Annotated in this window: 17 protein-coding genes and 1 pseudogene; 16 read left to right on the top strand and 2 right to left on the bottom strand. The window is 51.7% G+C overall.

The features are described 5' to 3' along the window. Positions 1-238 precede the first annotated feature (238 nt). Positions 239-946, bottom strand: coding sequence for an SDR family oxidoreductase (locus H6A20_RS09320; RefSeq protein WP_204906849.1), 708 nt, complete (start codon positions 944-946; stop codon positions 239-241). Between the two features lie 160 nt (positions 947-1,106). Here H6A20_RS09320 and H6A20_RS09315 point away from each other — a divergent pair, with 160 nt between their 5' ends. Beyond that, entirely contained in the window at positions 1,107-1,388 is a 282-nt protein-coding gene (locus tag H6A20_RS09315) for a hypothetical protein (protein WP_204906848.1), read from the top strand. 8 nt (positions 1,389-1,396) lie between these two features. On the opposite strand, the gene H6A20_RS09310 is transcribed toward H6A20_RS09315, so the two are convergent. After that, a complete protein-coding gene (locus tag H6A20_RS09310; RefSeq protein ID WP_204906847.1) occupies positions 1,397-2,053 on the bottom strand; it encodes a Crp/Fnr family transcriptional regulator in 657 nt (218 codons plus the stop codon). Positions 2,054-2,308: 255 nt separating this feature from the next. On the opposite strand from H6A20_RS09310, the gene H6A20_RS09305 reads away from it, so the two are divergent. From H6A20_RS09305 to H6A20_RS09240, 15 genes and pseudogenes are all read left to right on the top strand, one after another. Further along, the gene (locus H6A20_RS09305; RefSeq protein WP_204906846.1) at positions 2,309-3,562 is read left to right on the top strand and encodes an ATP-binding protein; all 1,254 of its coding nucleotides are present in this window, start codon (positions 2,309-2,311) and stop codon (positions 3,560-3,562) included. 333 nt (positions 3,563-3,895) lie between these two features. Then, positions 3,896-4,222, top strand: coding sequence for a hypothetical protein (locus tag H6A20_RS09300; protein ID WP_338106666.1), 327 nt, complete (start codon positions 3,896-3,898; stop codon positions 4,220-4,222). A 21-nt stretch (positions 4,223-4,243) separates the two neighbouring features. Further along, a complete protein-coding gene (locus tag H6A20_RS09295; RefSeq protein WP_204906845.1) occupies positions 4,244-4,552 on the top strand; it encodes a hypothetical protein in 309 nt (102 codons plus the stop codon). Positions 4,553-4,579: 27 nt separating this feature from the next. After that, complete coding sequence (locus H6A20_RS09290; protein ID WP_204906844.1) at positions 4,580-5,239, top strand: DUF3990 domain-containing protein; 660 nt, start codon at positions 4,580-4,582, stop codon at positions 5,237-5,239. Then, the gene (locus H6A20_RS09285; RefSeq protein ID WP_338106665.1) at positions 5,236-5,688 is read left to right on the top strand and encodes a hypothetical protein; all 453 of its coding nucleotides are present in this window, start codon (positions 5,236-5,238) and stop codon (positions 5,686-5,688) included. Before H6A20_RS09290 ends, H6A20_RS09285 begins: the two co-directional genes overlap by 4 nt. Continuing rightward, positions 5,672-6,325, top strand: coding sequence for an NADAR family protein (locus tag H6A20_RS09280; RefSeq protein WP_338106664.1), 654 nt, complete (start codon positions 5,672-5,674; stop codon positions 6,323-6,325). Before H6A20_RS09285 ends, H6A20_RS09280 begins: the two co-directional genes overlap by 17 nt. 3 nt (positions 6,326-6,328) lie before the next feature. After that, positions 6,329-6,520, top strand: a pseudogene (locus tag H6A20_RS14010) (DEAD/DEAH box helicase family protein); the annotation flags it as partial. 56 nt (positions 6,521-6,576) lie between these two features. Continuing rightward, complete coding sequence (locus tag H6A20_RS09275) at positions 6,577-8,517, top strand: AAA family ATPase (protein ID WP_204906843.1); 1,941 nt, start codon at positions 6,577-6,579, stop codon at positions 8,515-8,517. A 54-nt stretch (positions 8,518-8,571) separates the two neighbouring features. Next, positions 8,572-10,563 (top strand): excinuclease ABC subunit UvrB, encoded by a 1,992-nt coding sequence (uvrB, locus tag H6A20_RS09270; protein ID WP_204906842.1) that lies wholly within the window; start codon positions 8,572-8,574, stop codon positions 10,561-10,563. Positions 10,564-10,606: 43 nt separating this feature from the next. Then, complete coding sequence (gene uvrA / locus H6A20_RS09265) at positions 10,607-13,450, top strand: excinuclease ABC subunit UvrA (RefSeq protein ID WP_204906841.1); 2,844 nt, start codon at positions 10,607-10,609, stop codon at positions 13,448-13,450. Between the two features lie 70 nt (positions 13,451-13,520). Further along, positions 13,521-14,510 (top strand): rod shape-determining protein, encoded by a 990-nt coding sequence (gene mreB, locus H6A20_RS09260; RefSeq protein ID WP_204906840.1) that lies wholly within the window; start codon positions 13,521-13,523, stop codon positions 14,508-14,510. Positions 14,511-14,512: 2 nt separating this feature from the next. Beyond that, positions 14,513-16,747 (top strand): SF1B family DNA helicase RecD2, encoded by a 2,235-nt coding sequence (gene recD2 / locus H6A20_RS09255; protein WP_204906839.1) that lies wholly within the window; start codon positions 14,513-14,515, stop codon positions 16,745-16,747. Beyond that, a complete protein-coding gene (locus H6A20_RS09250) occupies positions 16,737-17,459 on the top strand; it encodes a ComF family protein (protein WP_204906838.1) in 723 nt (240 codons plus the stop codon). Before recD2 ends, H6A20_RS09250 begins: the two co-directional genes overlap by 11 nt. Before the next feature lie 60 nt (positions 17,460-17,519). Beyond that, on the top strand, positions 17,520-17,915 hold the full coding sequence (locus H6A20_RS09245; RefSeq protein WP_204906837.1) for a hypothetical protein: 396 nt from the start codon (positions 17,520-17,522) through the stop codon (positions 17,913-17,915). A 2-nt stretch (positions 17,916-17,917) separates the two neighbouring features. After that, a complete protein-coding gene (locus tag H6A20_RS09240) occupies positions 17,918-19,114 on the top strand; it encodes a hypothetical protein (protein ID WP_204906836.1) in 1,197 nt (398 codons plus the stop codon). Positions 19,115-19,129 lie beyond the last annotated feature (15 nt).

Genomic DNA, 19,129 nt, shown 5'->3' with positions numbered 1-19,129 from the left:
CAGGTTTCTTTTGTTTTGCCATAATAAAAGGCCCTCCTATGATTTAGATTTTATCATAGAAGAACCTCTTATATTTACGTATTTACAGAAAAACTTTCACACCGCCGAATTTTTAGGATTATTTAAATGAGATTTTGTCTTTAACTGTTCTTCCCAGTGTTGATAGATTGGCTCTGGCATTGCCGGAGTCATAACATACATTTCGGTCAGCTTGATTAATCGATTTCATTTCCCCTCTTTACTCCACCTTAAGCTCCCACCCGTAATCATCATGATAGATCATCTGCCTTGTCATGCCGCCGTCAATGCAGATATTCTCCCCGGTGATAAATCCGGCTTTGTCCGAGCAGAGGAACAGCGCCATATTGGCGATATCCAGAGGGTTTCCCACCCTGCCTGCCGGATGCTGCAGCGCGTCTGCGCCGGTGTATTCCGTAAATGAAGTGTCGATCCATCCCGGTGAGATGGAATTGACGCGGACCCTGCCCGCGAGCGTGACAGCCATGGCGTGGGTCAGCGCGGCGATCCCGCCCTTTGCGGCCGTATAGCTTTCCGTGTCCGGCTGGCTCATCCGGTCCCGGGAAGATGAGATATTAACGATGGAAGCCCCCTCGGCAAAATAAGGCATAAATAATTGCGTCAGGAAAAACGGGGCGGTAATGCCGACCCGAAGCGCATAGTTGAATTCATCATACGTGCAGCTGTCCAGCCCCTTTGACAGGGGGATCGCATTGTTGATGAGACAGTCGACACGCCCGTACATGGAAATGACCTTTTCAGAAAAATCGCGGAGCACCTGTTCGCTGCTGATGTCCCCGACATAACCGGCGTTGGGCTGCCTGTCGATGATGCAGACCGTGGCTCCCTGTTTTTCAAATTCACTGGCAATACACCTGCCGATCCCCTGTGCGCCTCCTGTAATGACAACGACTTTACCCTGAAACATAAGACAATTCCGCTCCTTTTATGATACTGCTTACATTATACTATGAAAATGCAAAAAGGGGAGAGGCGAGATTGACAATTATAAAGATAGCAAAGTAAACTGTATTATATATATAAAAGAACGGGTAAATCTGCATCCAATGTATGGAGGAGGTGCGCGCATGAAACAGGACAAAGACTGGGAGTCCATGAAGCACACGGCATTCAGCTATTCTTTTACGCCGCGGGAATTTTTCTTTTTTCTCTTTAAAAAGCCGAAATGCCCCAAATGCGGCGAAAAAATGATCCGGAAGAAAGAATTTTTCTCGACCAAAGGCAAAATACCCGGAACATTTACCCAGGAGCTGGCGAATGTAAAGGATGATAAAGTGAAGTATTACTATTATACCTATACCTGCCCGGTGTGCGGGGCGAAATACACGCTCGGCGAACTGGCGCAATAGCGTGGTCTTTACTCCGTATCCACGTCCAGCAGCAGGAACTTGTTTTTCCTGAACGAAAGGATCCCTTCCTCCTGCAGTTTCCCCAGCTCCCTGGACAGGGCGCTGCGGTCCACATTCAGGTAGTCCGCCATCTGCTGGCGGTTGAAGGGGATGACCACCTCCCGGCTCCCTAAGCGGACCGCCTCGGCTGACAGGTAGGTCATGATCCGGGTGCGGATATGGCGGGAAGAGATGCACAGCATCCGGCCGGACCAGGCGATATTCTTTGCCGCAGAGAGCTGCAGCAGGTTCTGGAGAAATTTCATATGCCAGGATCTGCTGCTGTTTTTGCGGTCCAGCAGTTTTTCCAGATCCAGGAACAGGATCAGGCTGTCCCTGGAGGCGATGACATCCGCCATCATAGGGATCCGGCTGAGGGCGTAGGTCTCGGCGAAAGCCTCCCCCACGGAAATATGGTGGAGGATGATGCGGTTTCCCCACAGGTCGGTATTTTCAATATACAGTTCCCCGGACAGAAGGATGCCGAGCTCGGTCGTCCTGTCGCCGGCGCGAAAGACAGTGCGTTCCTTTTTACAGGCCGCCCGGCGGGTGCAGCCGATGGCGTCCAGCTCCCTGTATTCTTCCTCTGTGATCCCATGAAAGATCGGATTCTTTAAAACATCCATGTGAAATCCCCTTTCTGTTGCAATAGTCACGAAAATCCATCCTGATTGTACTATGCCGGCCCCATCAGGGCAAGGGGCGGGTTTACTGGATTGACGACGTGAAGTATATAAATTTCTATTTCGGGGAACTGCATATTTTGATAAAAATCCAGAATATAATAGATGTAGTGTGATTGACATTCGTGTGTAGTACGACTATAATTTGATTACGGGAAAACGCAACAATATACAAAGTTCCGAAGTGAGGAGAGCGGCATGGAACCTATTAAACGTGATTTATATTTGAATCGGCTGATTGAACGAAAGGAAAATGGTCTGATTAAAGTTGTCACTGGCATCAGAAGATGCGGGAAATCCTACCTGTTGTTCAAGCTGTATTATCAATATTTATTGGATTCTGGAGTGGAGGCTTCCAGAATTATTACAGTTCCTTTGGATGATGATGAATATGAGGAGCTGCGTGATAGAAAAAAATTAAGCATGTATATCAGGCAATGTGTGACGCGGGATGGTACGTGGTATGTGTTCCTGGACGAAGTTCAGCTTTGCGAGGGATTTGAGGCCGTACTCAACGGTTTAAACAGGCAGGGAAATTTAGACATTTATGTAACGGGAAGCAATTCTAAATTTCTCTCTTCGGATGTGTTGACTGAGTTCCGGGGACGTGGAGACGAAGTAAGGGTTTATCCGCTGTCCTTTTCGGAGTATATGTCTGCTTATCCTGGAGACAAGTATGATGCGTGGACGGATTACTACACATATGGAGGACTGCCTCTGATCCTGAGCAGAAAAACAGATGAGTTGAAATCCAAGTATCTGATCGATCTGTGTAAAGAATTGTATCTGAAAGATATTGAAGACCGGTATAACCTGAAAGGTGACAACGTAATGGCTGCGCTGGTCAATACCCTTGCATCAGCAGTGGGTTCTTTGACTAATCCGACAAAGCTGGCAAATACGTTCTGCAGTAACGGGATCCATGTCAGTGATAAGACCATTGGTGCATATATTGCATATCTTATAGATGCTTTTTTTATCAGTAAAGCAGAACGCTATGACATCAAAGGGAAAAAATATATTGCTTCCCCTTTTAAGTATTACTTTACTGACGTAGGCCTCCGTAATGCTCAACTCAACTTTCGGCAGCAGGAAGAAAACCATATCATGGAGAATATTATTTATAACGAGTTGCTGATCAGGGGATTCAATGTAGATGTGGGGGTTGTGGAGTACTCAGAAAGGGATGACCAGGGGAAGGTCATCCGAAAGAGGCCGGAGGTGGACTTCGTATGCAACCGCGGCAATCAGAGATATTATATCCAGTCTGCTTTTGCCATTCCTGACAGTGACAAAATGAAGCAGGAGACAAATACCCTCGTACGTATCAGAGATTCTTTCAAAAAGATTATTGTGGTAAAGGATCGGATTAAGCTCTGGCGCAACGAAGAAGGCATTGTTGTAATGGGAATTATGGATTTTCTGCTGAATCCCAACAGTTTGGATCTGTGATCCTGCTTTCAATTGGCAGAATTGATACCTAATGCAGAATTTATAACTATATCAGGGGCTTGGCATGAGGTAAATACAGATTGTCCTTCTGAATTGGGTGAGAAATTAAATATTATTTTCAAATAGCTACGAGGCGGTTAATTAAGATTATGATTGACCGCTTTTCGTTTGAAGGAAATGGACGACGCAGCCGTCAAAAGAAGATTTTTATTGGATTGACGGCGTGAAGTATATAAGATAAAATGAGAGGAGAACATTTGTTTGCGAGCACGGAAAATGTGATGATAAGAAAAGTCGAAGAGGTGAGTATGAATGCAGCAATCGAATTTGTTAATGTATACTACAGAAGATGGTTTAACAAAGATCGAGGCGACTTTTGTAAATGATACGGTATGGCTTTCTCTGGAACAGATGGCAGAGTTGTTTCAAAGAGACAGAAGTGTTATAGGAAAGCATATACGCAATATTTTTAAAGAGGGAGAATTGAAAAAGGAATCAGTATGGGCAAAATTTGCCCATACTGCCGATGATGGAAAAACCTATCAGGTGGATTACTATAGAAGAAGATATAAAATAAGATTTGAACTGCCGAGGAAAACTCGGCAGTTCAGAAATAGCAGAGTTATTGGAACTGGAATTGGGGAAATGATGTTTCCCTAATTGATAGTGAAGTGTGAAAGTATGTACAAAGTAGAATTAAAAATTGATATGCGCAATTTGATACAGGATGATGTTGATCAAATCTGTAAAGAAATCGATCGCATTTTTGAAGCGGAAAAGCTGGTTTGTGTAAAGAGACAATCGGGAATAAGGACATATATTGACCATGGATGCCGAGAGGATTACGGAAGATTCTGGGCGGCAATTTTTGGCATGAAACACTCTAAGAAGATCAGTGATAATTTAAAGGAATGTTTCTGGTATAATGGGGATAAGAAAGAAAATTTGATTACAGATTTTTTCAGATATTCGAATAATTGGAATAACTGATATGAAAAGTGGGGAGGGATTGCGAGAATGAAGAGTGATAAGAATACACTGATTCTATATCATGGAAGCCAAAATAAAGAGATACGACCAACATATGGTCTGGGAAATGATAAACACGATTACGGAAAAGGATTTTATCTGACTGAAAGCCCGGTGCTGGCATCTGAGTGGTCAATCTGCAATCCTACAGAAAATAACGGATGGGTACATAAGTATACACTGGATGTCTCTGAATTAAATATATTGGATTTTCAGGAATGCGATATACTTTCCTGGCTGGCAGAACTGATGAAACACCGGGATGCAGATACAGGACGGAGATATAAGGTGCTGGCGCCCAGATTTATAGAAAAGTATCAGATTTCTACAGAAGGATACGATGTCATCAAAGGGTGGCGGGCAAATGCGTCATATTTTTATATTGCCAAATGTTTTGTCAGGGATGAAGTGGATCTGGATATTTTGCCGGAATTATTAAAATTGGGAGATCTGGGAATTCAGTACTGCTTAAAGACAGAAAAAGCGTTTCTGTCTCTGAACGAGGACATCACAGCACTGCAGGAAATTGACTATCATAAGATCAATCCACAGTATATACAGCGTGACAGAAACGCCAGAGAGACTATGTATGCATTGATCAACTCTGAGAAAAATAAAATTGAAAATGTGTTCAGTAAATTGCTGTGAGAGGTAAGACAATGGAAGTATTTAGTAAAGCGTATTTGGATGAAGTGGTTGAAAATCAGGGAAAACTCTTTGAATATGCACAGGATCACTGCCCGGGTATGAATATAGAAGATTTTATTGATCATTATATGAAGAGCCGGACAAGATCCCTGATAGATGAGGGACAGGCATATGTCTCTACTATGAATGCGGAAAGCTTATTTGACTATTTCCTGAAAAATGATAAATATGAATTAAAACAGGGAAAAGAGTCAGGAGGATTCGCGCCTGACTGGATCGGGCAGTTTTATGCTTTGTTTCAATGGATGTACAGGATACCAAGCAAAGAAGTTGTCAGGCTTCTACCGGTGGAATTTATGTTTGAAGGGTATCCGGGACTTCATGACCTTGATCTGCAGGTGGCTGTCCAAAAAGTAGGAGAACAGTGCGGACTTGAGAAACAGGAATAAAGGCGGAGTGTTGCAGAAAGAAGGTGCGGCTATGATATGCTTTCACAATCCGGATGAAGAAAATGGATATCTGAGCAACTGGTTTCTATCTGAATTCACAATTGGCGGTATTACATTTTCTTCCATGGAGCAATATATGATGTATGAGAAGGCGGTTTTGTTCAAAGATCAGACAACTGCAGAAAAGATATTGCAGATAGATGATGTGGCAAAGATTAAAGCGTTAGGGAGAACCGTGCAAAATTTTGATGATAAAGTTTGGACAAAGGAAAGAGAAAAAATCGTTTATAATGGAGTATCAGAGAAATTCCGCCAGAATCCCGAACTTGCTGAAAAACTGGAGAAGACAGGTGAAGAAATCATTGCGGAGTGTGCGGTGAAAGACCGGATCTGGGGAATTGGGCTTTCCATGAAAGATGAGGACAGACTCAGCATTGATAAATGGAGAGGACAGAATCTGCTGGGCAGAATTTTAATGCGAGTGAGAAAAGATATCAGGAATCAAAATAAAGTGACTCAGGCATTTCAGAATGTTGAGAAAGCCTTTTCCGGTTCAGCGGAAACTGCAGGCTTTCATATAGAATCAGAACTACAGGATTATGTGAAGAAAATCCGTCAGGAGAAGGAGAAAAAGTAAATTATGGATTATTTTGAATTAGTGTTAGAATACAAATCAACTGGTGAACAGCCCCAGGTCATTGAGTAGCTGGAGCAGGACTTTAAGGAAGGTAACCAGTGTCAGACCTTTCTGGACGTTACCGGATCGGGCAAGATGTTTACGATGGCAAACGTCATTCAGCAACTGAATAAACCAACGCTGATCATTGCCCATAGATATATTGTTTCAAGATAGAGATATTTTTTTGAAAAAAGTAAGGATGAAAAAGCATGCATACGATTGAAGAACTAGAATCAAAATTAGAGAAGTGCGAAAAATGTTTGAAAGATTATGAAAAACAGATGGAAGATAAAAAGACGGAATTAGAGCAGTTTTATAAAGACACATATAAAGATAGAATAGTATATGGTTCTGAAGGAAAAGAAATAAAATGTGCTAAAGATGGATTTGAAAATGTATATGAATTCGCTTGTATGTATACAAGAAAGCAAGTAGAATTTATTAGGGAAGTTAAAAGATTAAATATTGTTCGCCAAAATAAATTTAGTAGGCAAATGAAATTATTAATACTTGAATGTGTTTCAGGGATGGAAAGTCAATTTTCGTATTATAATTATGAAAATTTACTATATGGTTTTTCTTGTAATATAGATTTTGCAAAGGAGTATGGCTCGATTTTAATTCTTTCACATTTTTCTTCAGTTGAAGGAAATATTGTGTTAATCGGAGGGAATGGTAGTGGAAAATCAAGTCTTGCTAAAACTTTGAAAGGTAATGATCGGGAAAATATATCTGTTATACCAGCACAAAAAACACTTTATTTTTCGTTAAATGATATGTCAATGCTTTCTACAAGATTAAAAGATTTAGAAAACTTACTTTTGGAGAATAATATTGATAAAAGTAAAACAAAAGATGACTATGGGTATTTTTCCTTCCAAAATAATCAGTTTACAAAACTAATAGTTGCTATGAGAGAGCAGTATACGGAATATTTAATGGAATGTGAAGAAAAAGGTATTGTTGCTGAAAAAGGGAAAAGTATTTTTGGGCAATTAAGAAAGATATATAAATTGCTTTTGCCAGAAATAAAATTTCATTTTAAAACAGAAACAAGTGATTATTTAGTATGCGAAAAAGATAATTATTTTTATCATGTAAATGCATTATCGGAAGGAGAAAAAGCTATACTCTATTATTCGATAAGTGTTTTAATGGCAAAAAAAGAAAGTTTTATTGTAGTTGATGAGCCGGAAACATATCTTAACCCGTCGTTGACGAATGTTTTATGGGATTTATTGATTGAAGAAAGAAAAGATTGTCAGTTTATATTTATTACACATTCCGTGGATTTTGTCTTGGGAAGAAGTGAAGCAAAAATAGCATGGATAAAGAATTTTGTGTATCCAAATCATTGGGAATTTGAATTTGTCGAGGATAATTTTGTTTTGCCAAAAACAATGTTGACAGAAGTACTGGGATCTAAAAAACCGATTATTTTTTGTGAAGGAGATACAAAATCAAGTTTAGATTATACAGTTTATAGAGCTTTATTTTGTGAGCGGTATACAATTATTCCAGTTGGTGGGCATTTGGATGTTATTAAGTATTGCGATGTACTTTCGAAGTCTGAATGGTTAGGTATTGAATGTTTTGGAATAGTCGATGGAGATAATTATCCTGGAGATAAAAAGGAATCATTAGAAGCTAAAGGAATTAAGGTATTACCATTTAATGAAATTGAAATGTTTCTTTTGTCAGATGAAGTGATTAAGTATACAATGGAAACGGTTCTTCCTGTAAGTGCTTATGAAAAAATAGAAGAATTTAAAAACCAGTTTTGGAAAAGAGCGGAAGAAAAAAAAGAACAAATTGCTTTAACAGCTACTAAAATTTTGACGGATGAGTTAGTTCAAAAACAAAGGATTGAGGCATATGATAGTGTTTCAAGTATAGAGCAAAATTTGTCTAAAATTGCGGACTGTAATGTAAAAGAAATATATGAAAGTAACTTAAATAGAATTACTGAAATCATTCATTTAAAGAATTACAATGAGTTGCTTGTAATTTGTAATTTAAAAAAAGAAATTTCCAAAGAATTAGCCAATAAATTTTTAGATAATGATTTTGAAAATAAGGCTATTCAACAAATTATGGTAAACCAAACTTTAAGGAAAGAGTTAAACGATAAATATTTTAAATGGGGGTAATCTTATCTACATTGTCATTCTGCGTAAGAATACTTTAATTGGGAGTAATTTTTCATGGACCACTTTGAACTAGTATCAGAATACGCCCCCACCGGCGACCAGCCCCAGGCCATCGCCGACCTGGTCAAAGGCTTCAAGGAAGGCAACCAGTGCGAGACCCTCCTTGGCGTCACCGGATCGGGCAAGACATTCACGATGGCGAACGTCATCCAGCAATTGAATAAACCGACATTGATCATCGCCCACAACAAGACCCTGGCGGCGCAGCTCTACGGGGAGTTCAAGGAGTTCTTCCCGAATAACGCAGTAGAGTATTTTGTCTCCTACTACGACTACTACCAGCCGGAGGCCTACGTCCCCTCGTCGGACACCTACATTGCCAAGGACTCCTCCATCAACGAGGAGATCGACAAGCTGCGGCTCTCGGCCACCGCGTCCCTGGCGGAGCGGCGGGACGTGATCGTGGTATCCAGCGTCTCCTGCATCTACGGCCTGGGCGAGCCGGAGAACTTCGAGAAGATGATGGTATCCCTGCGGCCCGGCATGGAGAAGGACCGGGACGAGGTGCTGCGGCAGCTCATCGACATCCAGTACGAGAGAAACGAGATCGACTTCAAGCGGGGCACCTTCCGGGTGCGGGGGGATGTGCTGGAGATCATCCCCGCCAACGAGTCGGAGACGGCCGTGCGGGTGGAGTTCTTCGGGGACGAGATCGACCGCATCACCCAGATTGACGTGCTGACCGGGGAGATCAAGGGCGAGCTGACCCACGCGGCCATCTTCCCGGCCTCCCACTATGTGGTGCCGGCGGAGCAGATCCGGCGGGCGGCGGACGCCATTGAGGAGGAACTGGAGGAGCGGGTGAAATACTTCAAGAGCGAGGACAAGCTCCTGGAAGCGCAGCGGATCGCAGAGCGGACCAACTTTGACATCGAGATGCTCAAGGAGACCGGCTTCTGCTCCGGCATCGAGAACTACTCCCGGCACCTGTCCGGACTGAAGCCGGGGCAGCCGCCCTACACCCTGATGGACTTCTTCAAGGACGACTTCCTGATCATCATCGACGAGTCCCACAAGACGATCCCCCAGATCGGCGCCATGTACCACGGCGACCAGTCCAGAAAGCACACCCTGGTGGACTATGGGTTCCGGCTCCCGTCGGCCCTGGACAACCGGCCGTTGAGCTTTCAGGAGTTCGAGGACCGGATCGACCAGATCCTCTTCGTGTCCGCTACGCCGGGGGACTACGAGGCGGAGCACGAGCTTATGCGGGCCGAGCAGGTGATCCGGCCCACGGGCCTTCTGGATCCCCGGGTGGAAGTGCGCCCGGTGGAGGGGCAGATCGATGACCTCGTGGCAGAGGTGCGCAAAGAAGTAGAGAAGAAAAACAAGATCCTCATCACCACCCTCACCAAGCGGATGGCGGAGGACCTGACAGATTACATGAAGGAGCTGGGGATCCGGGTGCGCTATCTCCACTCGGATATCGACACCCTGGAGCGCACGGAAATCGTCCGGGACATGCGCCTGGACGTCTTCGACGTGCTGGTGGGCATCAACCTCCTGCGGGAGGGCCTGGACATCCCGGAGATCACCCTTGTGGCGATCCTGGACGCGGACATGGAGGGCTTCCTGCGCTCCGAGACGTCCCTCATCCAGACCATCGGCCGGGCGGCCCGGAACGCGGAGGGGCACGTCATCATGTACGCGGACACCGTTACGGACTCCATGCGACTTGCCATGGACGAGACGCAGCGCAGGCGGCAGATCCAGATGGCCTACAATGAGGAGCACGGCATCACGCCCACGACCATCAAAAAATCCGTCCGCGACCTGATCAGCATCTCGAAGAAGGTGGCGGCTGCGGACCTGCGCATGGAGAAGGATCCGGAGTCCATGAGCCGAGGGGAGCTGGAGAAACTCATAGGCGATGTGGAGAAGCAGATGCGCCGCGCGGCTGCGGACCTGAACTTCGAGGCGGCGGCAGAGCTGCGCGACCAGATGAAAGAGCTGAAAAAACAGCTGCAGGAGCTTGCGGATGCATAAAATCCCGCCCGGCGGCAGAACATAGGATAAGGAGACAGTGAGTATGGCGGCAAAAAGCAGCAGACAGTACATCAAGATCAGAGGGGCCAACGAGCACAATCTGAAAAATATAGACCTGGACATCCCGCGGAACGAGCTGGTCGTGCTGACCGGCCTTTCCGGGTCAGGCAAATCCTCCCTGGCGTTTGACACTATCTATGCGGAGGGGCAGAGGCGGTACATGGAATCCCTGTCCTCCTACGCCCGGCAGTTCCTGGGCCAGATGGAGAAGCCAAACGTGGAGAGCATCGAGGGCCTGCCCCCGGCGATCTCCATCGACCAGAAGTCCACGAACCGGAACCCGAGGTCCACAGTGGGGACGGTGACGGAGATCTACGACTACTTCCGCCTCCTCTACGCCAGGGTGGGCATCCCCCACTGCCCGAACTGCGGCCGGGAGATCCGCAGGCAGACGGTGGACGAGATGGTAGACCAGATCATGGCCCTGCCGGAGCGGACGAAGATCCAGCTCCTGGCGCCCGTGGTGCGGGGCCGTAAGGGCACCCACGCGAAGCTGTTCGAGCGGGCGAAGCGCAGCGGCTACGTCCGGGTGCGGGTGGACGGCAGCATGTACGAGCTGTCGGAGGAGATCGCCCTGGATAAAAACATCAAGCACAACATCGAGATCATCGTGGACCGGCTCGTGGTGAAACCGGGCATTGAGAAGCGCCTCACAGACTCGGTGGAGAGCGTGCTCCACCTGGCGGAAGGGCTGCTTGTGGTGGACGTGATCGGCGGGGAGCCGCTGAATTTCAGCCAGAGTTTCTCCTGTCCGGACTGCGGCATCAGCATCGATGAGATCGAGCCACGCAGCTTCTCCTTCAACAACCCCTTTGGCGCCTGCCCGGAGTGCTACGGCCTCGGGTACAAGATGGAGTTTGACGAGGACCTGATGATCCCGGACAAATCCCTGAGCATCGACGAGGGGGCCATCGTTGTCCTGGGCTGGCAGTCCTGCACGGACAGGGGGAGCTATACCCGGGCGATCCTGGACGCCCTGGCGGAGGCGTACGGCTTCTCGCTCAGTACGCCTTTTAAGGACTATCCGAAAAAAATACACGACATCCTCATTTACGGCACAGGCGGCAGGGAAGTGAAAGTCCACTACCGCGGCCAGCGGGGGGAGGGCATCTACGACGTAGCCTTTGAGGGCCTCATCAAAAGCGTGGAGAGGCGCTACCGGGAGACGGCCTCGGAGACGACGAAGGCGGAGTACGAGACCTTCATGCGCATCACCCCCTGCCACGCCTGCGGCGGACAGAGGCTGAAAAAAGAGTCCCTGGCCGTGACGGTGGGCGGCATGAATATCGCAGAGATCACCGCGCTTTCCGTGGAAAAACTGCAGGAGTTCCTGGAGGGCCTTGCGCTGACAAACCAGCAGATGCTGATCGGCGGGCAGATCCTGAAGGAGATCCGCGCCCGGATCCAGTTCCTCATGGACGTGGGGCTGGACTACCTGACCCTGTCCCGGGCCACAGGTACCCTGTCCGGCGGGGAGGCCCAGCGCATCCGGCTGGCCACCCAGATCGGCTCCGGCCTGGTGGGCGTGGCCTACATCCTGGACGAGCCCAGCATCGGCCTCCACCAGCGGGACAATGACAAGCTTTTGGCCACCCTCAAGCACCTGCGCGACCTGGGCAACACGGTGATCGTGGTGGAGCACGACGAGGACACCATGCTGGAGGCGGACCACATCGTGGACATCGGGCCCGGCGCCGGCGAGCACGGCGGGGAGGTGGTGGCCCAGGGGACGGCGAAGGAAATCATGAAAAACAAAAACTCCATCACCGGCGCCTACTTAAGCGGCCGCCAGAAGATCCCGGTGCCGCAGGAGCGCCGGCAGCCCACCGGCTGGCTGAAAGTGGTGGGCGCAAGGGAGAACAACTTAAAGGACATCGACGTGGACATCCCCTTAGGCGTCATGACCTGCGTCACCGGTGTGTCCGGCTCCGGCAAGAGCTCCCTTGTCAACGAGATCGTCTACAAGCGGCTGGCGCGGGAGCTGAACCGGGCCAGGACCATCCCCGGGAAGCACCGGGACATCCTGGGCATGGAGCAGCTTGACAAGGTCATTGACATCGACCAGTCCCCCATCGGCCGTACGCCCCGCTCCAACCCGGCTACCTACACCGGCGTCTTCGACCTGATCCGCGACCTCTTCGCGGCCACGCCGGACGCCAAGGCGCGAGGCTACAAGAAGGGGCGCTTCAGCTTCAATGTGAAGGGCGGCCGGTGCGAGGCCTGCAGCGGCGACGGCATCCTGAAGATCGAGATGCATTTCCTTCCCGACGTGTACGTGCCCTGCGAGGTCTGCGGCGGGAAGCGGTATAACAGGGAGACGCTGGAAGTGAAGTACAAGGGCAAGAGCATCTACGACGTCCTGAACATGACGGTGGAGGAGGCCCTCACTTTCTTCGAGCATGTGCCCAGCATCCGGCGGAAGATGGAGACCCTCTACGACGTGGGCCTGTCCTACATCCGCCTGGGGCAGCCCTCCACCACCCTGTCCGGCGGGGAGGCCCAGCGGATCAAGCTGGCCACGGAGCTGAGCAAGCGCAGCACGGGCAAAACCATCTACATCCTGGACGAGCCCACCACGGGCCTTCATTTCGCGGACGTACACAAGCTGACGGAGATCCTGCGAAGGCTCGCCTCCGACGGGAACACGGTCCTTCTCATCGAGCACAACCTGGACGTCATCAAGACGGCGGACTACATCATCGACATCGGCCCCGAGGGGGGCGACCGGGGCGGCACCGTAGTGGCCAGCGGCACGCCGGAGGAGATCGCGGCCGATCCGGCCTCCTACACCGGGAAATACATTGACATGATGCTAAGAAAGAATTAAGAAAAAATGCTTTCCATTTCCAGGAAAGTTTATTATAATGGAATGTATCGCTTGAAAGGAGACAGTGCACATGTCGTTAGATATCGGGATTGATCTTGGCACAGCCAGCGTCCTTGTATATATCAAGGGCAAAGGCGTGATACTGAAGGAGCCTTCTGTGGTGGCGTTCGACAGGGACACGAACGCGATCAAGGCCATCGGCGAGGAGGCCCGCCTCATGCTGGGGCGGACGCCGGGCAACATCGTGGCCGTGCGGCCGCTGCGCCAGGGCGTCATTTCAGACTATACAGTGACAGAGAAAATGATCAAATACTTCGTGCAGAAGGCCATGGGCCGGCGCACCTTCAAGAAGCCGCGGATCAGCATCTGCGTGCCCAGCGGTGTGACGGAAGTGGAGAGGAAGGCCGTGGAGGAGGCCGCCTACGCGGCGGGCGCCCGGGAAGTACTGCTCATCGAGGAACCGGTGGCGGCGGCCATCGGCGCAGGCATCGACATCTCCAAGCCCTGCGGGAACATGATCGTGGACATCGGCGGCGGCACGTCGGATATCGCAGTCATCTCCCTGGGCGGCACGGTGGTGAACACATCCATCAAGATCGCGGGGGACGACTTTGACGAGGCCATTGTCCGGTATATGCGCAAGAAGCACAACCTGCTCATCGGCGAGCGGACGGCGGAGGACATCAAGATCAAGATCGGCACCACCTACCCGCTCGTGGAGGAGGAGTCCATGGAAGTGCGGGGCAGGAACCTGGTGACCGGCCTGCCCAAGACCGTGATCGTTACCTCCTCCGAGACCGAGGAGGCGCTGCGGGAGACGACGAGCCAGATCGTGGAGGCCGTCATCGGCGTCCTGGAGCGGACCCCGCCGGAGCTGTCCGCGGACATCCTGGACCGGGGCATCGTCCTCACGGGCGGCGGCGCCATGCTGCGGGGCCTGGAGGAACTGATCGAGGAACGGACCGGCATCAACACCATGACAGCGGAGGACCCCATGAAGGTGGTCGCTGTCGGCACAGGCCAGTTCGTAGAGTTTATGAGCAATCGGAAAGAGCTTTAAAAATGGAAGAAGTAAAAGGATATGTGGAGCACATCGTGTACCGCAACAGCGACAACGGGTACACAGTGTTCAACTTGCATAACGGGGACGGGGAGCTGACATGTGTGGGCTCCTTTCCTTTTATCAGTGAAGGGGAACTCCTGCGGCTGACCGGGGAGTACGTCACCCACGCCCTCTACGGGGTGCAGCTCCAGGTGCAGACGTCGGAAGTGTGCGAGCCGGAGGACCTGATGTCCATCGAGCGCTACCTGGGCTCCGGCGCTGTGAAGGGTGTGGGGGCCGCCCTGGCGGCGCGGATCGTCCGCCGCTTTAAGGAGGACACTTTCCGCATCATCGAGGAGGAGCCGGAGCGCCTGGCCGAAGTGAAGGGCATCAGCGAGCGGAAGGCCCGGGAGATCGCGGAGCAGATCGAGGAGAAGAAAGACCTCAGGCGGGCCATGATCTACCTGCAGAAATACGGGATCACCACCGCCCTGGCGGCGAAGATCTACGAGCGCTATGGCAACCGCATGTACCAGGTGCTGGAGGAGAACCCGTACCAGATGGCGGACGATATAAGCGGCGTGGGCTTCAAGACCGCGGACGAGATCGCCCGCCGGATCGGCATCCACGCGGACTCCGACTACCGGATCCGGAGCGGGATCTTCTACACCCTGCTCCAGAGCGTGGGGGAGGGCCATGTCTACCTGCGGGAGGAGGCGCTGCTGGCCAGGACCGGCGCCCTGCTGGGGATCGAGATCCCCCATATCGGGCGGTTCCTGATGGATCTTGCCATGGAGAGGAAGGTGGTCATCAAAGAGGCAGTGGACGGCAGGCGGGTCTACGCCTCCAACTACTACTATATGGAGCTGAACACGGCGAAGATGCTCCACGACCTGAACCTGGCGGCCCGGGTGGACGAGGAGGCAGTGCGGCGGAAGCTGGCGGCCATCGAGCGGCACATGGACATCCCCCTGGACGAGCGGCAGCGGGCCGCGGTCCTGGAGGCGGCGGGCCGGGGCATCATGATCCTCACCGGCGGCCCGGGAACGGGAAAGACCACCACCATCAACGCCATCATCCGCTACTTTGACGGGGAGCAGATGGACATCCGCCTGGCGGCCCCCACGGGGCGCGCGGCCAAGCGGATGACGGAGGCCACGGGCTGGGAGGCCCAGACCATCCACCGGCTCCTGGAAGTGAGCGGCAACCCGGAGGAGGAGACGGCGGGCACCGGGTTTCAGCGGAACGAGGAGAACCCCCTGGAGGCGGACGTCATCATCATCGACGAGATGTCCATGGTGGACCTGCCCCTGATGCACGCCCTGCTGCGGGCTGTCTGCCCGGGCACAAGGCTCATCCTGGTGGGGGATGTGAACCAGCTCCCCTCCGTGGGGCCGGGCAGCGTCCTGAAAGACATGATCGCTTCCCGCGCCTTCTCTGTAGTGGAGCTCACCCGTATCTTCCGGCAGGCGGGGGAGAGCGACATCGTGGTCAACGCCCACCGGATCAACCGGGGCGAGCACGTGGTGCTGGACAACAAGAGCCGGGATTTCTTTTTCCTGAAGCGGCAGGACGCCAACACCATCATCAGCGTGACCCTGACGCTCATTCAGAAAAAGCTCCCGAAATACGTGGGAGCCACCGCCTTCGACATCCAGGTGCTCACGCCCATGCGCAAGGGGCTCCTCGGCGTGGAGCGGCTGAACCGGATCCTGCAGGAGTACTTAAACCCGCCCGCCCCGTCCAAGGCGGAGAAGGAGTACGGGGACAGGAAGTTTCGGGTGGGGGACAAGGTCATGCAGATCCGGAACAACTACCAGTTGGAGTGGGAGATCTCCACCCGGTACGGCATGACCGTGGACAAGGGCGTCGGCATCTTCAACGGGGACATGGGCATCGTGCGCGCCATCAACACCTACGAGGAGACCCTCCAGGTGGAGTACGACGAGCACCGGGTTGTCACCTACCCCTTCGAGCTGCTGGACGAGCTGGAGCTGGCCTACGCCATCACCATACATAAGTCCCAGGGCAGCGAGTATCCGGCCGCCGTCATCCCCTTGCTGGCGGGGCCGAGGCAGCTCTACAACCGGAACCTGCTCTACACAGCCGTGACGCGGGCGAGGAAGTGCGTCACCATCGTGGGGAGCGAGGCCGTGTTCCAGGGCATGATCGACAACGACCGGGAGCAGGACCGGAACACCAGCCTCTGCGACCGGATCCGGGAACTGTGCCAGGACAGCACAGATGAATTGTGAGAAAATAAAAATATTTATTGAGAAACTTTTACGGTTCTTTTATCCGAACACCTGCCCTCTGTGCGGCAGGGTCATCCGGGAGGAGGTGTGCCCGGACTGCGCGCGGCGCGTGCAGCCCATCCGGGAGCCCCTCTGTAAAACCTGCGGCAAACCCATCCGGAGCAGCCAGGCGGAATACTGCCTGGACTGCAGCCGCACGGTCCATGACTTTGACTGCGGCCGGGCCCTCTATGTACACCGGGGGCAGGCCGCCTGGTCCATCTATCAGTTCAAGTTCCACAACCGGCGCATCTACGGCAGGTTCTATGCCGGGCAGATTGCGGACCGGTACGGAGCCCTCGTTCAGAAGTGGGGCGTCACCCGCATCCTTCCCATACCACTCAGCAGAAAGAAGAGGCGGCTGCGCGGCTTCAACCAGGCGCAGATCCTGGCCCTGGAGCTGGCAGAGAGGCTCGGCATCCCCGCGGACACCGGAAGCCTTGTGCGGATCCGCCACACAAAACCCCAGCGGACGCTGGACCCCGTGCTGCGCAGGCAGAACGTGCGGCGCGCCTTTGGCTGGAAGGGCGGCTCCCTGACCGGCGAGCGGGTGCTCCTGGTGGACGATATATACACCACCGGCAGCACCCTGGACGGCGCGGCCCGCGTCCTGAAGCGGGCGGGGGCAGAAAAAGTTTATTTTTTAACGGTAAGTATTGGACAAGGGTACTGATATTTGTTATACTTAAACATAATGAGCAAAACTGGATCCATATCCTTAATGAGGTGAATTATGTTAGATAAACGCAAGATAAGGCTGATGACCCGGATGGCCCTCTACGAACAGGGGGAGGGCGCCGAGGACATGAAGATCAGCGCCTACTACAAGAAAGACTATGTGAGCATGAAGATGATCGCGACGGTTGTCTGGACGACGGTCGGTTATGCCTGCGCCATGCTGCTTGTCCTGGCCTGGGGCATGACGGGATGGATCGAGGAACTTACATTCAGTCTCATCCTCATGCTGGCCGGCGTAGTGATCTTAGGGTACCTGGCCCTTCTCATCATTACCCTGATCGTCACGAGCCGGATCTGCGGCAGTAAGCACAGGGACGCCAGGATGCGGATGAAGCGTTACAACCACGGACTGTTACAACTGATGAAGATGTACGAAAAGGAGAATCGATAGAGATGGAGAACATATACAGCATAAAAGGGCAGTTGCAGAAGGTGTACGCTGCGTACTCAAAGTTCATCGACAAAGGGGTCCAGTTCCTGCTGGCCCTTGTTACATTCTACATGATCAACCACGACCTGGGCTTCATGGAGATCCTCTCCAACCCGCTGATCACCCTGGGTCTGGCGGTGATCTGCGCCTTCCTTCCCATGATCTTCACGGTCCTGGCGGCAGCGGCGCTGATCCTGGTGCAGATGGCGTCGGTATCCCTGGGGATCATGGCTGTGACAGCGGCTGTGTTTCTGATCATGTTTGTATTCTATGTGCGTTTCAGTCCCCGGATGGCTGTGTATATCCTTTTGACTTCCCTGGCTTTCCTGTGCCACATTCCGTATGTGGCGGCGGTAGCTTTCGGACTGATGGCGGGCCCGTCTGTTGTGATCCCCCTGATCTGCGGCACGGTGGCCTACTATATGATCGACTATGTGGAGACGTCCGCCTCCGCCCTCAAAGGAGGGGAAGAGGGCATGATCGGGCAGTTGATGGAATACTTAAAGCAGGTGTTCCAGAATAAAGAGATGATCGTCATGCTCATCGCCCTGATCATTGTGACGCTCCTTGTATACCAGTTGCACCGGATGTCCGTCAATCATGCCTGGAAGACGGCGTCCGCGGCGGGAGCCGTGGCGGGCATCGTCATCGTGGCGGCGGGAAGCGCCATGCTGGGCGTGAAAGTGTCCTACCCGGAGCTGATCATCGGCAGCGTGGCAGCCGTTGTCGTGGGACTTGTCCTGGAGCTCGCCTTCTTCGCAGTGGACTACTCCCGGACGGAGAGCGTCCAGTACGAGGACGATGAATACTATTACTATGTAAAAGCAGTGCCGAAGATCCTCGTGGCAGCGCCGGAGAAGACGGTGAAGCGCATCAACCGCCGCTCTGCGGGCGACGCCCAGGAGACGGAGATCATCGACACCGAGCAGATCCGCAGGAAAGCGGCCCCGGAGGAAGACGGGAAGACAGAGGACGAGGCGGAGCAGAAAAGGCCGGAGGCCGGACGGAAAAAAGGAGGACACAAAAAAGCCCCCCACGCAAAGGCCGGCTCTGTTACAGGCTCCATCACCGGCGCCCTCGCGGATAACGTAGATGAGCTGCTCCTGACAAAGCGGCTGCAGGAAGAGCTCAGCCTGGACGGTGACAAGAACAACAAGTAAGGACGGGAAGTGAAG

It is taken from the genome of Mordavella massiliensis (assembly GCF_016901695.1).
Classification (GTDB): domain Bacteria; phylum Bacillota; class Clostridia; order Lachnospirales; family Lachnospiraceae; genus Claveliimonas; species Claveliimonas massiliensis_A.
This window is presented reverse-complemented; position numbering and strand designations above follow the sequence as displayed.

Excerpts from the sequence above, each read along its gene's own strand:
- H6A20_RS09320 (WP_204906849.1), bottom strand. The coding sequence starts at position 946 with ATGTTTCAGGGTAAAGTCGTTGTCATTACAGGAGGCGCACAGGGGATC.
- H6A20_RS09315 (WP_204906848.1), top strand. The coding sequence starts at position 1,107 with ATGAAACAGGACAAAGACTGGGAGTCCATGAAGCACACGGCATTCAGC.
- H6A20_RS09310 (WP_204906847.1), bottom strand. The coding sequence starts at position 2,053 with ATGGATGTTTTAAAGAATCCGATCTTTCATGGGATCACAGAGGAAGAA.
- H6A20_RS09305 (WP_204906846.1), top strand. The coding sequence starts at position 2,309 with ATGGAACCTATTAAACGTGATTTATATTTGAATCGGCTGATTGAACGA.
- H6A20_RS09300 (WP_338106666.1), top strand. The coding sequence starts at position 3,896 with ATGTATACTACAGAAGATGGTTTAACAAAGATCGAGGCGACTTTTGTA.
- H6A20_RS09295 (WP_204906845.1), top strand. The coding sequence starts at position 4,244 with ATGTACAAAGTAGAATTAAAAATTGATATGCGCAATTTGATACAGGAT.
- H6A20_RS09290 (WP_204906844.1), top strand. The coding sequence starts at position 4,580 with ATGAAGAGTGATAAGAATACACTGATTCTATATCATGGAAGCCAAAAT.
- H6A20_RS09275 (WP_204906843.1), top strand. The coding sequence starts at position 6,577 with ATGCATACGATTGAAGAACTAGAATCAAAATTAGAGAAGTGCGAAAAA.
- uvrB (WP_204906842.1), top strand. The coding sequence starts at position 8,572 with ATGGACCACTTTGAACTAGTATCAGAATACGCCCCCACCGGCGACCAG.
- uvrA (WP_204906841.1), top strand. The coding sequence starts at position 10,607 with ATGGCGGCAAAAAGCAGCAGACAGTACATCAAGATCAGAGGGGCCAAC.
- mreB (WP_204906840.1), top strand. The coding sequence starts at position 13,521 with ATGTCGTTAGATATCGGGATTGATCTTGGCACAGCCAGCGTCCTTGTA.
- recD2 (WP_204906839.1), top strand. The coding sequence starts at position 14,513 with ATGGAAGAAGTAAAAGGATATGTGGAGCACATCGTGTACCGCAACAGC.
- H6A20_RS09250 (WP_204906838.1), top strand. The coding sequence starts at position 16,737 with ATGAATTGTGAGAAAATAAAAATATTTATTGAGAAACTTTTACGGTTC.
- H6A20_RS09245 (WP_204906837.1), top strand. The coding sequence starts at position 17,520 with ATGTTAGATAAACGCAAGATAAGGCTGATGACCCGGATGGCCCTCTAC.
- H6A20_RS09240 (WP_204906836.1), top strand. The coding sequence starts at position 17,918 with ATGGAGAACATATACAGCATAAAAGGGCAGTTGCAGAAGGTGTACGCT.